The organism is Pseudomonas laurylsulfativorans (assembly GCF_002906155.1).
Taxonomy (GTDB): domain Bacteria; phylum Pseudomonadota; class Gammaproteobacteria; order Pseudomonadales; family Pseudomonadaceae; genus Aquipseudomonas; species Aquipseudomonas laurylsulfativorans.
Map to the genome: position 1 here is coordinate 87,550 of NZ_MUJK01000001.1, position 14,923 is coordinate 102,472.

Genomic DNA, 14,923 nt, shown 5'->3' on the forward strand with positions numbered 1-14,923 from the left:
TCTCCAATCCAGAAATCGATTAGCGCGTGGAAGGGTGATCGCTCAGCCAGCCATTCACGCGCTCCATGGTCTTGCGCTCTTGCTCACTCTCCATCACAAAGCCTTCCATCACCTTAGCCTTGGGCGCGTGCTTTTCGAGGATGCTGCGGCTATTGCCCAAGCCGTAACCACCGTGGGTGTTGAAGGGGATGAGGGTTTTGCCAGTCAGGTCGTGGGCGGTCAGAAAAGCACGCACGATTGGCGGGGTGGTCTCACCCCAGATCGGAAAGCCGAGATAAATCGTGTCGTAGTCGCTCAGAGCGTGAACCTTGCTTTCCAGCTCGGGCTCGAAGCCGCTGTCGCGCTCCTGACGCGCCTGCTCCACGGTTTGCAGGTAGTCCTCGGGATAGGCTTTGGCCGGACGGATCTCGAACAGGTCGGCACCCAATCCGCGCTGGATGAGTCCGGCGACCACGCGGGTATTGCCGGAGCGCGAAAAGTACGCCACCAGAATTCGCGAACCTGATCGTGGTATTTCGCTCACGTTTTGCGTATCGGCGAGTGACAGCAGCGGGGCGCTCGCCAGTGCGGCGATGACCGTGCGCCGTAGTGGATCGTGATCGTTGTTCATCGCCCGACGCGCGCCTTGAGGGCCTCGGGATAACGCTCGCCTTCGATGCGGAGCTGCGCCAGTGCGGTGTCAATGGCCTGGAGTTCGGCCGCGTCGAGGGTGATGTCCGCGCCGCCAAGGTTTTCTTCCAGGCGATGCAATTTGGTCGTCCCGGGAATCGGCACAATCCACGGTGCCTGCGCGAGCAACCAGGCCAGCGCAATCTGCGCCGGTGTCGCTTGTTTTTGCGCGGCGATCTGGCGGATCAACACCACCAACCCTTGATTGGCTTGCAGTGCCGACTGGCTGAAGCGCGGCACGATGCTGCGAAAATCGTCGCTGCCGTATGTGGCGTCGGCCGCTACTGTGCCGGTGAGAAAACCCTTGCCCAGTGGGCTGAACGGCACAAAGCCGATCCCCAGCTCCTTGAGCGTCGGCAGGATTTCCTGCTCAGGCTCACGCCACCACAATGAGTATTCGCTTTGCAGCGCCGTGATTGGCTGCACCGCATGTGCGCGGCGAATGGTTTGCGCACCGGCTTCCGACAGGCCGAAATGCTTGACCTTGCCTTCGCCAATCAGATCCTTGACTACACCGGCGACGTCCTCGATTGGCACGTCCGGGTCAACTCGATGTTGGTAAAGCAAATCGATGAAATCGGTCTTCAGCCGGCGCAATGAACCCTCGACGGCGAGTCGAATGCGTTCGGGCCGGCTGTCCAGGGCCTGTTTCTTATTTTCTGCGCCTACGGCGAAGCCGAATTTTGTGGCGATCACGATTTGATCGCGAAGGGGAGCTAGCGCTTCGCCCATTACTTGCTCATTGAGATAGGGGCCGTAGAACTCGGCGGTATCGAAGAACGTAACGCCTCGGTCAACCGCCGACCGGATCAGCGTAATGGCTTGTTGTGTGTCAGTCGCCGGGCCGTAGCCATGGCTCAGGCCCATGCAACCCAAGCCCAGAGCTGACACTTCGAGTGAACTGTTTCCGAGTGTGCGCTTGTGCATTTCGATCTCCCGACGTTTGCGTTGGGAAACAGTAAGCCAGCTAACGAGTGGAGACTAGACGGGTAGATCGGCAAGGGTTCATGAGGTCTGCTCATCAGTCCCAGAAGAGAAGGAGGTGGCGACTTGCCTTAAAAGACGCCCAGGAGCTCTTAGCAAGGACATACTCAGTTCCGCATGCAGAATTCTTTCAGGCACAGAATCAGGCTTAACGTTCGCGTTCGATAGTAAATAATCGACCGTCCGCTTTTGGCCGTTTGCTGCCTGTCACGACGGGTAGAAACCGACCCATTTTAGCGGTTACTCAACGTTGCGCTGCGACTCACCTCCGACGAGATACGTACACCCGACTCGACACATACCGCATCAGTGCGAACCCTCCAGGTAAACCGTTGGCAGGCGTCGCAGCGCAGGTAGTGCGAGTAGAGGGCGCCAATGCGTGGCGGCACCAGCAGGCGAGCCAGTTCCGGGCTGATCTCGGTATCCTCGAAGCCATTGTCATAATCGCAGTCTGGTTGACCCGCCCGATGGGCACGGGCCATAGCACTTTCAGTGCCACCCGGGTCAGTCGATTGGCAGCGATATCGTTAGTCTCGTTCCTTTGTCCGGTGCGCTGTCGATCGTGAATTCCCCGCCCAGCATGCTGATGCGTTCCTTCATGCCCACCAAGCCGAAGGAGTTCAGCTTTTTGCGGTCGGTCATGCCTACGCCGTTGTCTTTGATCTGCAGGTAAAGCCGGCGCTCCTCCCTGGAGAGTTCGATATGCACCTGTGTCGCTTGCGCGTGCCGGGCAATATTCGACAGCGATTCCTGCACGATGCGGAACAGCGTCGTGGCGGATTTTTCATTCAGGTCGCAACGGAAATTTTCCTCTTTCGCCGACATCGTGCAATCGATCGCGCTGCGCTGCCGGAACTCTTCAAGTTGCCACTCGATCGCTGCCTGCAATCCCAGGTCGAGTACGGGTGGTCGAAGATCATTGATGATACTGCGGACACTGCGGATGGCTGTATCGAGTTGATTCAGGGCATCGCTGACCTTTTCGTTGAGCCTGGGGTGCATGGTGCCGGTGCGTGCCTGCAGCATGGAGACATCGATTCGTAACGCCAGCAGACTCTGTCCCAGCTCGTCATGGATGTCGCGTGCGATCCGCTTTCGTTCTTCTTCCTTGATGTGCTCCTGATAGGAGGCCAGCTCACGTAGCTGCCGCTTCGATTGCAGCAATTCTTCGGCCTGCATCGTCAGTTTGCGCTGCAAGTAGAACAGGTCGACAAACACCCGGATTTTGGCGTGAAGAACCTCTGCCACAATCGGCGAGAAGATGTAGTCCACTGCGCCAGTCGTGTAACCGCGGAAACGCTCGGAATCCGTGTCGGCCTCCGCCGTGATGAAGATAATGGGGGTGTGGGCCGACTTCGGGCGGCCGTGAATGAGTGCAGCGGTTTCAAAGCCGTCCATCACTGGCATTTTCACGTCGAGCAGAATGACGGCGAAGTCGCGCTGCAATAGCAGGCGCAGAGCCTCGCGTCCGGAAGTCGCCGTGGCAATATCGAGGCCCATGTCGGTAATCACCGCGGCGAGCGCCGTGAGCTTGGCGGGATTGTCATCCACCAGCAACACGGGCGCTGGCACGTCATCAGGCGGGAGCGGGTGCCACGCCTGGTCTCTCTCATTGAATACCGGAGGTTCCTGCTGCATGTTTATGCCACTTCAGTTTGCGCTGGCCGCAAGGAGCGCGGTACAGCGTCATCGATAGAGCCATTTGCGCATCAGTGACAGCAGCTGGTCGGTATCCACCGGCTTGCTGACATAGTCCGAGGCGCCTGCCTCGATGCACTTTTCACGGTCACCCATCATCGCCTTGGCCGTCAGCGCAATCATGGGCAGGGTTTCAAATCTCTTGAACGTACGGATCTGGCGCATGGTTTCAAAGCCATCCATCTCGGGCATCATGATGTCCATCAGCACGATGTCGGTATCGGTCTGCTGCTGCAGCAGTTCTATGGCGGTTCGACCGTTCTCCGCCGTGGCCACCAGCATTTTGTAGCGTTCAAGCACGCTGGTCAGGGCAAAAATATTGCGCACGTCATCGTCGACCACCAGGGCCTTTTTACCCTCGAGACTGTCCGAGCCCTCATAGAGTTTTTCCAACATTCTGCGTTGGGTCTGCGGCAGCCTGTCTACGACACGGTGCAGAAACAGTGCGGTTTCGTCGAGTATGCGCTCAGGGGACTGAACTGCCTTGATGACGCCCTTGCCGAGCAGTGCCCTGAAACGCTCGTGTTCTGCCTTGGTCAGTGTCTGTGAACCATAGACGACGATCGGCAATTCACGCATGGCATGGTCTTGCTGCAACGCCTCGAGGAACCTGATGCCGGATGCGTCGGGCAGTTGGAGATTGATTGCCAGGCAGTCGTAGCGGTTCTTTGCCAGTTTCTTCAAGGCTTGCGCGCCGCTGGCGGTCGTTTCTATCTTTACGTCGGAGTTGCCGAGCAGATCGAGGATGCGGGCGCGGCTCCCGTCGTCGCCATCGATGAGCAGCAGGTTCCTGGTCTTGCGTCGGGCAAATTTCACGATGTCGACCAGCGCATTTTCAATCTCGTCGGCTGTGACCGGCTTGAGCAGATAGTCGAACGCGCCATAGCGCAGACCGCGTGTGCGGTCGTCAGCGATCGAGATGATCTGGACCGGAATGTGACGCGTGGCGAAATTGCGCTTGAACTGCTCGAGCAGCAACCAGCCATCGATGTCCGTCAGGCCCGGGTCTAGCGTGATCGCGGCGGGTTTGAAACGCTCGACAAGCTCCAGTGCATCCGCGCCACGGGTCGTGACGATAGCCCTGAACCCCTTCTGGTGCGCGGCCTCGAGCAGAATGCTGGCGAATCGGGTGTCGCCCTCGAGCATCAGCAGCACCTGCTCCCCTGGTTGGACAGACTCGCGGTCGTCCAGTATCTGTGCGGACGGGCCTGACATGAGGTCACGCCTGACTTGGCCAGGTACTGCCTCTGTCGTCGATTCGTCCAGCGCCTGATGCTGGGCATCCTCGGTACGCAAAGGCACGTACAGCGCGAAGGTACTGCCCTTGCCGATCTCACCGGCGAGCAGGCGCAACTCACCGCCCAGCCGGTGTGCGAGCTCGCGGCTGATCGACAAGCCGAGGCCGGTGCCGCCGTATTTTCGTGAGGTTCCGGTATCGGCCTGCTGGAACGCTTCGAAGATGAGCTTCTGCTTGTCGGCCGCTATGCCAATGCCGGTGTCGGTGACCACGAAGGCGACTACCGCATCGGCACGATTGAGTTCGGTGTTATCCACGCTCCACCCGGACACAGCGGGTGCGATGCTGATCTTGACGCTGCCTTGCTCAGTGAACTTGAAGGCGTTGGACAGCAGGTTCTTGACCACCTGCAGCAGGCGCTTTTCATCGGTCCAGATGACGGGGGGCAGGGTAGGGGCCAGTTCAATCGTGAAGGTCAGGCCCCGGCTTTCGGCGACCGGCCGGAAGGTGCGTTCGATCTGCTCGTGCAGATCGGCGAACAGCGCTTCATTGAGATCCAGTGTGACCGTACCCGACTCTATCTTGGACAGGTAGAGAATCTCGTCGATCAGCTCCAGCAGGTCTTTGCCCGCGCTACGGATGGTCTTGGCATATTCGACCTGCCTGGGCGTGAGATTGTGCTCCGCGTTGTCGCTGAGCTGCCGGGCCAGGATCAGCAAGCTGTTCAATGGCGTTCTGAGCTCATGGGACATACTGGAAAGGAATTCGGACTTGTACTTCGAGGTCAGCATCAGCTGCTCCGCCTTTTCCTCCAGCGACAGCTTGGTGATTTCGACTTCGCGGTTCTTGCGCTCGACTTCGGCTTTTTGCTCCGCCAGCAATCCAGCCTTGTCCCCCAGTTCCTCGTTGGTCTGTCTCAATTCTTCTTGTTGCCTTTGCAGCTCGTGCGCCAGCGATTGCGACTGCTTGAGCAGTTCTTCGGTGCGCATGTTGGCTTCGATCGTGTTGAGCACGATACCAATCGATTCAGCAAGCTGATCAAGGAAGGTTTGATGAATGATGCTGTAGCGTGTGAACGAAGCCATTTCGACGACGGCCTTGACCTTGTTCTCGAACAGGATCGGCAACACGATGATATTCAGCGGGGCGGCAGCACCCAGTCCCGATGAAATCGCGACATAATTGGCGGGTACATCGGTCAGCAGGATGCGCCGCTTCTCGTAAGCGCATTGCCCGACCAGGCCCTCGCCGAGCCGCCACTCATCGTTCACATTGATGTTTCCCTTGTACGCATAAGCGGACAGCAGTTTGAGTTTCGCAGGATCGGGCGGGCTCTCGTTCATCATGTAGAACACACCGTGCTGGGCGTTGATCAGCGGAGCCAGTTCGGACAGCACCATCTTGGAGACGGCCGCCAGATCGCGCTGGCCCTGCAGCAGACGGTTGAATTTCGCGAGATTGCTCTTGAGCCAATCCTGCTCCGCGTTTTGCCGCGTGGTTTCGCGCAGGTTGCGGATCATCTCGTTGACGTTGTCCTTCAATTCCGCCACTTCACCCTTTGCTTCCACCTCCACGTAGCGAGTCAGATCGCCCTTGGTCACGGCAGTCGCCACGTCGGCAATTGCACGCACCTGATTGGTCAGGTTGGCTGCCAGACCGTTCACATTGTCGGTCAGGTCGCGCCAGGTGCCAGCAGCACCCGGCACGTTGGCCTGGCCTCCCAGCTTGCCCTCGACGCCCACTTCACGCGCCACCGAGGTCACCTGGTCGGAGAACAGCGCCAGCGTATCGGTCATACCGTTGATGGTGTCGGCCAGTTCGGCGATCTCGCCCTTGGCTTCCAGGGTCAGTTTCTTCTTCATGTCGCCGTTCGCTACCGCGGTCACCACTTTGGCGATGCCTCGTACCTGGCTGGTCAGGTTGGCCGCCATGAAGTTCACGTTTTCGGTCAAATCCCTCCAGGTGCCGGACACGCCTTGCACCTGTGCCTGTCCCCCGAGCTTGCCTTCGGTGCCGACTTCGCGCGCCACCCGCGTTACTTCGGCGGCAAAGCTATTGAGCTGGTCCACCATGGTGTTGATGGTGTTCTTGAGCTCCATGATTTCGCCCTTGGCTTCCACGGTAATCTTGCGTCCCAGGTCGCCTTTGGCCACCGCCGTCGTCACGTCGGCGATGTTGCGCACCTGATTGGTCAGGTTGGCCGCCATGCTGTTGACCGAGTCGGTCAAGTCTTTCCAGGTGCCACCGACGCCTGTCACCTTGGCCTGACCACCGAGTTTGCCGTCAGTCCCCACTTCGCGAGCCATGCGCGTCACTTCGTCGGCAAAGGTCGAGAGCTGGTCCACCATTGTGTTGATGGTTTCCTTGAGTTGGAGAATTTCACCTTTCGCTTCGGCTGTGATCTTGCGCGACAGGTCGCCGTTGGCCACCGCCGTCGTCACGTCGGCAATGTTGCGCACCTGGGTGGTCAGGTTGGCTGCCATGCCGTTGACCGAATTGGTCAAGTCCTTCCAGGTACCGGACACGCCGGTCACTTCGGCCTGTCCGCCCAGTTTGCCTTCGGTACCGACTTCCAGCGCCACGCGTGTCACCTCGGAGGCGAAGCTGGAGAGCTGGTCGACCATTGTGTTGATGGTGTTTTTCAGTTCGAGAATCTCGCCCTTGGCTTCAACGGTAATTTTCTTGCCGAGGTCGCCGCGCGCCACCGCCGTCGTCACCTGTGCGAGGTTGCGCACCTGGGTGGTCAAGTTGGCCGCCATGCCGTTGACCGATTCGGTCAGGTCGCGCCAGGTGCCTGAGACGCCGCGCACTTCCGCCTGACCGCCCAACTTGCCTTCGGTGCCGACTTCCAGCGCCACGCGGGTCACTTCCGCAGCAAAACTCGAGAGCTGGCCGACCATCGTGTTGATGGTGTTTTTCAGCTCGAGAATCTCACCCTTGGCTTCGACGGTAATTGTCTTGCCCAGATCGCCTTTGGCCACCGCAGTCGTCACGTAAGCGATGTTGCGCATCTGGGTGGTCAGATTGGCGGCCATGTCGTTGACCGAGTCGGTCAGGTCTTTCCAGGTGCCGGACACTCCTTTGACATTGGCCTGCCCACCGAGAATCCCTTCGGTGCCGACTTCGCGCGCCACGCGGGTGACTTCGGAAGCGAAGGAGCCCAGTCGCTTCACCATGGTGTTCACGATCCCGGCGGATTTGAGGAACTGACCCCGCAGTTTCAGGCCGTCGAGTACCGGCGGTACCTGCTGGCTCAGATTACCCTCGGCAACCGAACCGACAACGCGAATGATCTCGTTCATCGGGCTGATGAGGTCGCTGGTGAGCGCATTGCTCGAATTGACGATCTTTTGCCATGAGCCTTTCATCATCGGCAATTCGATACGCTCATCGACCTTGCCCTGCTTACCGATCAATCGCGCCACGCGCTCGAATTCGGTGGTGGTGTCGGCTGCCATGTCGATGATGTCGTTGAGCGTGTCGGCGATCTTGCCCGGCATGCCGGTCCAGTCTTCCGGCATGCGCGTGGTGAAGTCACCATTGCGCAACGCCTTCAACGCTGTCAGCAATGTCGTCATGTCGAAAGCTTCGATCGGTGTCGTCACTGTGGCCATGTCTATGTCCAGTCAGGATTGATGCCCCGCGCAAGGCGTCATGCAGGCGCCGGCATTGCAGTATTGACCATGCTGAGTACGGAACGTTGGCTTACGAAATATTAGCAAGGTTGGCGTAATGCCCCGGTTCCCGGGAAATTGGCCTGGAACAGGCCGTTCCGACCGATTGCAGCCGCAATATGGAGAGGTGAGCGCTAACGCCTGAGGCAAAGGTGCAAGTGTGCGTTGCGCCTGCTAACGTGGGAATGCATAAGTGCGCCAGGGCCTTGCGCGTGCGAATGGAAAATACCGATGATTGACCACAAAATCAGAGTCTTGCTGGTGGATGATCACAGCATCGTACGCAGTGGCGTGCGACGTATGCTGGAGACTGCCGGCGAGATCGACGTTACGGGTGAGGCCGAGACGGCACAGGACGCAATGCTCCTGGTCCGGGAGCAGGATTTCGACGTGGCGCTGGTCGATATTCAGCTTCCCGACAAGTCCGGCCTCGAACTCCTCAAGCTCATGCGTGCGCACAAACCCAAGCTCGCGATTCTGATGTTGAGCATGCATTCGGTCGAGGCCTATGCGTTACGCGCAATCAAGCAAGGCGCAGCGGGCTACCTCACCAAGGATATTTCCGCAGCCACCCTGGTTTCGGCGGTGCGCAAGGTGGCCTCGGGCGGCAAGCACGTCAGTCCTGAACTTGCAGAAAAACTGGTCAACGCTATCGGCGGAGGTGACGCGGCCCCCCACGAAGCGCTATCGGACCGGGAGCTTGAAGTGTTGAAGCTACTCGCTTCGGGCGAGAGGATTGTGCGCATCGCGCAGATATTGCATTTGAGCCCGAGTACCGTCACGACGTACCGGGCACGTATCCTGGAAAAAACAGGGATGGACAGCAACGCGAAACTGGCCCGTTATGCACTCGAAAACGGCCTGTTGACTTAGACACCCTGCACACTCTGCGGTAAACACCCGGGCTTCATTGAATCGTCCTGTTCGAGCCTGCATGTAGTGGAATCACTACAAACACTTGGCCGATAACTCCACAAAGATGTCCTGCTAACGTCGATAGCGCTGGCCGTTGCAATCAAGCATATTTACCCCTCGGTGAAATCATGCAGTTCACCAACACAGAACCATTGACTGCACTGATGCCAGCCAGAGATTCAGGCACTTTGCTCCTTCAGGTGGCGAGTCAGAAAAAGACGCCGGAATCGACATCCGCAAGTTGAGCGCGGAGTGCACGCTGCATTCATGTTGAGTCAAGGTTCTAACGGAAGGATGTCATGATGATAGGTTATTGGTTATGCGCATTGCTGTGGGGCGTGGTGCTGCTGGAAGAGATCCAGCTCATGCCCCTTCAGGAATGGAAAGACGAGGGTCTGAAAAAGGTTCTGCTGCTGCGCCGGACCCGGAACCGGACCGGCTACTTCATTGCGTTGATCGCGGGCGCGATGTGCCTTTACAGCGAAATTCTGGTGGCGCCGGTAGATCAGAATATTCTCAGTCCGGAGCTGATACTTGCCGTATGTGGGTTGCTTTGGGGAGTTTATCTTTCCGTAGTCTGTATGAAGGGCAAGCGATAGTCGCCTGTCTCCATGACTACTGTGGGGATAGCTGAACGTCCTTGTTCAAGCTGACTTCACCATCCAGCCAGGGCGGCGTTTCCTGTAGTCCTGGTGCCGTGGCCCATACGCGCTTCGGTGTCTCGGTCTTTTGCCCAGGCGGTGAGCAGAACCATCGCGCCAAATCCGCCGACGATGAGAACCGGATAGGCGGCCAGCAACTCGACCAGCGAGTACTTCCAGGCCAGCGGACGACCGACACCGAGCATGGCGGCATAGAACCACGACACGCCAGAGAGGGCGCCGGAGAACAGCGCGAGCATGCGCAGGCTGAAGGAAAGTTTGAGTAACGAACCGGCTTTTTTCAGCGCCGGCAATACAGCGCTATGCAACAGGTAGCCGTTAAAGGTCAACAGCACAACGATGCCGATCTTGGCTTGCAGTTTTGGATTGAGGAAATATTCCATCCCTTTGCCGGCATAATCGATCCCGACAATACCAATGCCGGTAATCCAAAGGGCTACAAGTGCGAGCACTACGGTTTTTTGAAGGCTTTCCATGTGCGCGTCATCGTGGTGACCCGACACATCCCCCTTCAGGAGTTGCTTGACCATTGCAATGTCACTGGTCAACACAAGCCCGATTGCGACACAGCAGGCGATAAGATGGAAATAGACAACGCCCAAACGCACATATTCCACGGTGGACGCAGAGAACATACTTAGATCCATGGTTACCTCTTGGCTTCAATAGTGAATCAACGTGGCTTTAGATACGGCTTTATTGGAATTTGCCGTTGCTGACTGCCATTTAGATCCAGCAATTGTTATCAATTAATCTTGCGGCATTCATGCCATCAAGATAATGGTGGGTTTCGCGAATGAACTTTTAGTCATTCGATCATGTCCATTTTTCAGGTAACAAAAAACATCATCCGCACTGAGTGCATATGAGGTTTAACTTCCGCTTCTGGGGTGGGCGGCGAGGCCCGGAATCTGATCGACTGGTTGATCAGGCAATGCTGGTTGGGTCGGCGGGGCTGCCACCCCATTCGAGGAAACGGATCTTGTGGACTTCGCCCTCGCTGTCTTCGTAGACCAGGGTCACTGGTACCACGCCGGTTTTATCGGATGTATCGGTGCGCTGCAGCACCCGTTTCACATCGATGTCCATTCCGTAGTGGTATTCGACGGCTGACACATGCGCGCCGGGATCTAGCAGGCTGTTCTGGTCGAAGACGCTGGGTGCGAGACTGGAAATTACTGCACTGACAATCGTGGTCATGCTCATAAGACTGTTCCTCCACTGCGTTTGCTTGACATGGACTTAATGTGACACGTCGTTAAAGTGAAGTTCACTTGACAACGACGAACGTGCCCTCCTGAAAAGCCTGTAGTGGCTGCAAACTCCCGGCAATTCCCCGCGCTTGACGCCTCTTGACCATTCGTCCTTTAAACCCTGTATTTGTTGGTAAAAGTCCGATTTTGAAGGTGGTCATAACATGTCATGACCGATTTTCACGCAAGGTGATCGAGTGCTTTTCGGTTCAATCGACTGAGCCCGGGCGATCGCAAACCCCTGCTATTTCGCCAGGGGGGAAATGTCGTGTATTGGCCGTTTTGTGCCTGTTTCGGTGCCCCTGACCGACTCCGCATGAACACCGCGTGAACCAGGACAACATCCAGCCTCAGCCAGTAAACTGCAGGCCGCAGCTGGATCAGGGAGGAGCGTCACATGTACATAGGTGAACTGGCCAGGTTGTCCGGGTGCACTGCCAAAGCCATTCGTTTGTATGAGCAGATGGGCCTGTTGAGCCCGCAGCGCCGTGGCAGTTATCGGTTGTACACGGCCCATCACCTGACGCTGGTGCAGATGATCCGCACGGCCCAGGCGGTGGGGTTCAAACTGGGGGAGATGAGCGAGCTGCTGGCGGCCAAGCAACACAAGGCACCGTTTCCCCTGGCGCTGGCCAATCAGGGCATCGAGGTCAAGCGCCTGGAACTGCAAGCGCAGATCCTGGCCTTGCAGGATCGGGAGCGGCATCTGACTCTGTTGCAACAACAGATCAACCAGCAATTCGCCCCCACGCCAGTGCCTGGCGCTGGGCCTGGTATCAGCGCGCTAACAGGTGCGCAAACGCCTGCTTGAGAGCGTCCTGCGGCGAGCGCGGCTGGTAGCCCAGTTCTTTGATGGCCTTGTCGATGCAGTAGACCTGGCGCACTCCATAAAACATCCGCACCTGGCTGAGCAGCAGCTCGGCTGGCTGGCCGGTGTAGCGTGCCCGCTGTTCCTGCAGCCAGGCGATCAGCAACAGCAAGGCTTTGGGTGCGCGGCGCGGCAGGCGATAGCCGGGGCATAACGTGTTGAGCGCCTCGATCACCTCAGCCAGTGATGAGGCCCGCTGATTGGCCAGTAGGTAGCGCTGGCCGGGACGGCCTTGTTCAGCGGCGCAGATCAGGCCATCGGCCACGTCGCGCACATCGACAAAGTTGAAATGAAAGTTCGGGTCCAGCACCAGCTTGCGCGCCAGCACGGCGGCAAGAAATCCCATCGTGTCGGTCAGCCGCGTGGCATGAGGGCCGATGATTGCCGAGGGCAACACCGCGACCATCGGCAGGTCACAGGCCTGGGCGGTTTCCCAGGCCGCGCGTTCAGAGAGGATTTTCGAGCGGTAGTACGGGTTGTCCTGGTCGTTGTTCCAGCTGCTTTCATCCAGGCGCTGGCCGTTGTGTCCCACCGCTGCCACGGAGCTCACATAGACCACGCGCCTGACCCCAGCCTCTGCCGCGGCCCGCAGTACATTGCGCGTGCCTTGTACGTTGACGTCGACGATCTCGGCCTGCGGGTTCCTCGCCCAGTGCTTGAACACTGCCGCTACTTGATACAGCACATCCACCCCCTGCAGGGCTTGGCGCAGGGAGTCAGGGTCCTGCAGTTCGGCGCGTACCACCTGGCAGTCGAGCCCGTTCAGGGCTGCGCTTGGCTGCGGGTCACGGACCCCGGCGCGCACCTGTTGCTCCCGGGCGAGCAGTGCCCGGACCAGGGTGTTGCCCAGATGCCCATTGGCACCGGTGACCAGCGATAACGTATTCATGGATTGCCTTATCCGCTGACGGCGGAACCTGAAATGGACAAGGCAGGGTAGGGGTTGCCCCAAGGGACAGAGTCAAGTGCTGGCGTCAGGACCAGGCACTTTAAAGATCATGGTTTTTGTGAAATCACACCACCCATGTATTGATTCAAATCGCGCAGATCCTTAACGCTCCATGAGTGCGGCGATAGCTTTACACCATTCTCACGCAAGGTTCTTGGAATCAAGTCGCCATTTGGGCGAAGTATTATCGAAGAGACAATCACGCCCGGATAATCATTCAATCGCTTTTTGAAAGCGGACGTTGTCAGATCAGGCGTAGGCGGATTGCTTTTATTGGCCAGTGGTCCTGTTGCCTTGAGATCTGTTCCGTGGCACATGCTGCATCGCTGTAGATAGAGATTTTTTCCATTGGCATTATCCGCGCAGGCCAGTGAAGTTTGAGTCAGCGATAAAATTCCTAGCGAAGCGATGAATAGTATTTTCATTGTTTTTATCTTCCTTGATGGGCTCAGCGTCGATCGGACGCGATCTGGTGCGCGGGAAAGATATCAGCCGTCGCGTCGGCACCCAAGCGGCCTGATCGACCCTTGGCTTGGGTCGATCAGGGGAGTGCCCTAAAAACTCCATTCCTTAGCCTGAACGACTCGGCAGAATGGCCCCGCCAAGGTTGCATTGTGGTGGGCAATGATGGCCTCTGCTTTAAGCGTTGGAGTATCAGAGCAGGTATGTCCATCGGCGATGAGTACAGCATCGAAGCCCAAATCGCGGGCAGCACGGCAAGTACTGTCTACGCAGTATTGAGTTTTCATTCCTGTCACGACGATGCCTTCACAGCCGCGTTCGCGTAGTTGACCGGCCAACCCGGTCGCCACAAAGGCGTTGGGACGATTTTTCTCAAAAATCACTTCGTCACCCATTAGCTGCAACTCTGGGACAAGTTCGGTGAGCGGACTGCCCGGCTCAATAGGAGATCCGGCCGGACCCACGTGGCGGGCGAGAAAGATGGGGGCGCCGGCCTTCCGTGCGTTTCTGATCAGCCTGTTCAATGTATCGAGAAGCGCTTCACGACCCCAGGGCCTGTCCGGGCCGTGAACGAGCCCTACCTGCATGTCGAGAATCAGTAGTGCATACATGTGCGTTTCCTTACGTTTGTGCCAATAAATCCGGGGCAAAAAAAAGACCCGGTCCATTACTGGCGGGTCTTCGGGGTTGTGCGTTGTGTTAACTCACGCAACCTCCCACGACCCGCCTGTGGCGGTCGTGAAGGTTGTGGTCGATTCGATGCGTGGCGTAGTCATGACGCAGACCTTAACGTTGACGCGCTGGCCTTGCAAGTGAGCATACCCGGGATGAAAGTCGTTTCATGCCTGTTCTCAGGCCCGATTGTGTGTCCTGGGCCGAGCGGCCAATTGCGAGCGGGGCGTCAAGATGGCCAAGGCAACCGTCACGATGAAGAGCGCCGGCACGTCACCTGCCAAGTGCCCCATTTGCCCCGGCTGGGTGACCGTCTGGACGGCCATGATTGCTCCGTGTATGGCACTGGACCACACGGTGAACCAGATCAGGCTCAGATTGGCTAATGGATCACGTGCGGCCAGGATCAAGAACACGCCAAGTGTGGCGTAGATGCCAACGATCATCATCGGGTAGTCCGAGTGACCGACGTGCCAGGCCCAGCCGGACGGCCAGAACAACATAAGTGGGTAGAGAGCAAGGCACGCGAGGCCAGCCAAAACTAGAACGACACGCAAATACCTGAGGCGATCGACTAAGGTCATGGCGGACTCCTCTTTGGGCCTGACTCTAATTTGACCCCACGTGGGGTAATAACGCCTTCACGGGCTTGGTGGATAATAATCTGCTCAATCAGTTCCGGCAGTCGATCAAGCATAGCTACTCATTTGCTATCGCTCCTTCCACCGGTTGCTTCTGGCCGATTCTGTCGAAAAAGTCGGTCCTTCCAGACTGCCCGCATACTGACCGCTGAAAACGCCTTTTTTGCGCGCCACTACGCGAAATCTGAGTCCGGAATCCTCTGCTCAAAATATAGATTTCAATCTCAAACGCGTATTTT

General features: G+C 57.8%; 13 protein-coding genes and 1 pseudogene. 3 read left to right on the forward strand and 11 right to left on the reverse strand.

The window, feature by feature from the left end; all coding sequences use genetic code 11:
• Window positions 1-19: 19 nt before the first annotated feature.
• From B0D71_RS00370 to B0D71_RS00390, 5 genes and pseudogenes are all read right to left on the reverse strand, one after another.
• Window positions 20-610 (reverse strand): flavodoxin, encoded by a 591-nt coding sequence (locus B0D71_RS00370; protein ID WP_103392959.1) that lies wholly within the window; start codon window positions 608-610, stop codon window positions 20-22.
• Window positions 607-1,596: an aldo/keto reductase gene (locus B0D71_RS00375; protein WP_103392960.1), complete on the reverse strand. Its 990-nt coding sequence runs from the start codon at window positions 1,594-1,596 to the stop codon at window positions 607-609. Before B0D71_RS00375 ends, B0D71_RS00370 begins: the two co-directional genes overlap by 4 nt.
• A gap of 290 nt (window positions 1,597-1,886) precedes the next feature.
• A pseudogene (locus B0D71_RS32235) lies at window positions 1,887-2,072 on the reverse strand (hypothetical protein); the annotation flags it as partial.
• An 85-nt stretch (window positions 2,073-2,157) separates the two neighbouring features.
• A complete protein-coding gene (locus tag B0D71_RS00385; protein ID WP_103392961.1) occupies window positions 2,158-3,291 on the reverse strand; it encodes an ATP-binding response regulator in 1,134 nt (377 codons plus the stop codon).
• 48 nt (window positions 3,292-3,339) lie between these two features.
• The gene (locus tag B0D71_RS00390; RefSeq protein ID WP_103392962.1) at window positions 3,340-8,202 is read right to left on the reverse strand and encodes a HAMP domain-containing protein; all 4,863 of its coding nucleotides are present in this window, start codon (window positions 8,200-8,202) and stop codon (window positions 3,340-3,342) included.
• Window positions 8,203-8,493: 291 nt separating this feature from the next.
• Here B0D71_RS00390 and B0D71_RS00395 point away from each other — a divergent pair, with 291 nt between their 5' ends.
• Entirely contained in the window at window positions 8,494-9,135 is a 642-nt protein-coding gene (locus tag B0D71_RS00395) for a response regulator (protein WP_103392963.1), read from the forward strand.
• 341 nt (window positions 9,136-9,476) lie between these two features.
• Window positions 9,477-9,776, forward strand: coding sequence for a hypothetical protein (locus B0D71_RS00400; protein WP_103392964.1), 300 nt, complete (start codon window positions 9,477-9,479; stop codon window positions 9,774-9,776).
• A gap of 56 nt (window positions 9,777-9,832) precedes the next feature.
• On the opposite strand, the gene B0D71_RS00405 is transcribed toward B0D71_RS00400, so the two are convergent.
• The gene (locus tag B0D71_RS00405; protein WP_103392965.1) at window positions 9,833-10,486 is read right to left on the reverse strand and encodes a hypothetical protein; all 654 of its coding nucleotides are present in this window, start codon (window positions 10,484-10,486) and stop codon (window positions 9,833-9,835) included.
• 280 nt (window positions 10,487-10,766) lie between these two features.
• A complete protein-coding gene (locus B0D71_RS00410) occupies window positions 10,767-11,045 on the reverse strand; it encodes a DUF2790 domain-containing protein (RefSeq protein WP_103392966.1) in 279 nt (92 codons plus the stop codon).
• A 444-nt stretch (window positions 11,046-11,489) separates the two neighbouring features.
• On the opposite strand from B0D71_RS00410, the gene B0D71_RS00415 reads away from it, so the two are divergent.
• Complete coding sequence (locus B0D71_RS00415) at window positions 11,490-11,903, forward strand: MerR family transcriptional regulator (RefSeq protein WP_103392967.1); 414 nt, start codon at window positions 11,490-11,492, stop codon at window positions 11,901-11,903.
• On the opposite strand, the gene B0D71_RS00420 is transcribed toward B0D71_RS00415, so the two are convergent.
• From B0D71_RS00420 to B0D71_RS00435, 4 genes are all read right to left on the reverse strand, one after another.
• Window positions 11,869-12,849: an NAD-dependent epimerase/dehydratase family protein gene (locus tag B0D71_RS00420; RefSeq protein ID WP_205885954.1), complete on the reverse strand. Its 981-nt coding sequence runs from the start codon at window positions 12,847-12,849 to the stop codon at window positions 11,869-11,871. The two genes, B0D71_RS00415 and B0D71_RS00420, sit on opposite strands and share 35 nt — an antisense overlap.
• Window positions 12,850-12,956: 107 nt before the next feature.
• The gene (locus B0D71_RS00425; protein ID WP_103392968.1) at window positions 12,957-13,334 is read right to left on the reverse strand and encodes a c-type cytochrome; all 378 of its coding nucleotides are present in this window, start codon (window positions 13,332-13,334) and stop codon (window positions 12,957-12,959) included.
• A 129-nt stretch (window positions 13,335-13,463) separates the two neighbouring features.
• On the reverse strand, window positions 13,464-13,982 hold the full coding sequence (locus B0D71_RS00430; protein ID WP_103392969.1) for a cysteine hydrolase family protein: 519 nt from the start codon (window positions 13,980-13,982) through the stop codon (window positions 13,464-13,466).
• 240 nt (window positions 13,983-14,222) lie between these two features.
• A complete protein-coding gene (locus tag B0D71_RS00435) occupies window positions 14,223-14,627 on the reverse strand; it encodes a DUF6632 domain-containing protein (protein ID WP_103392970.1) in 405 nt (134 codons plus the stop codon).
• Between the last annotated feature and the right edge of the window lie 296 nt (window positions 14,628-14,923).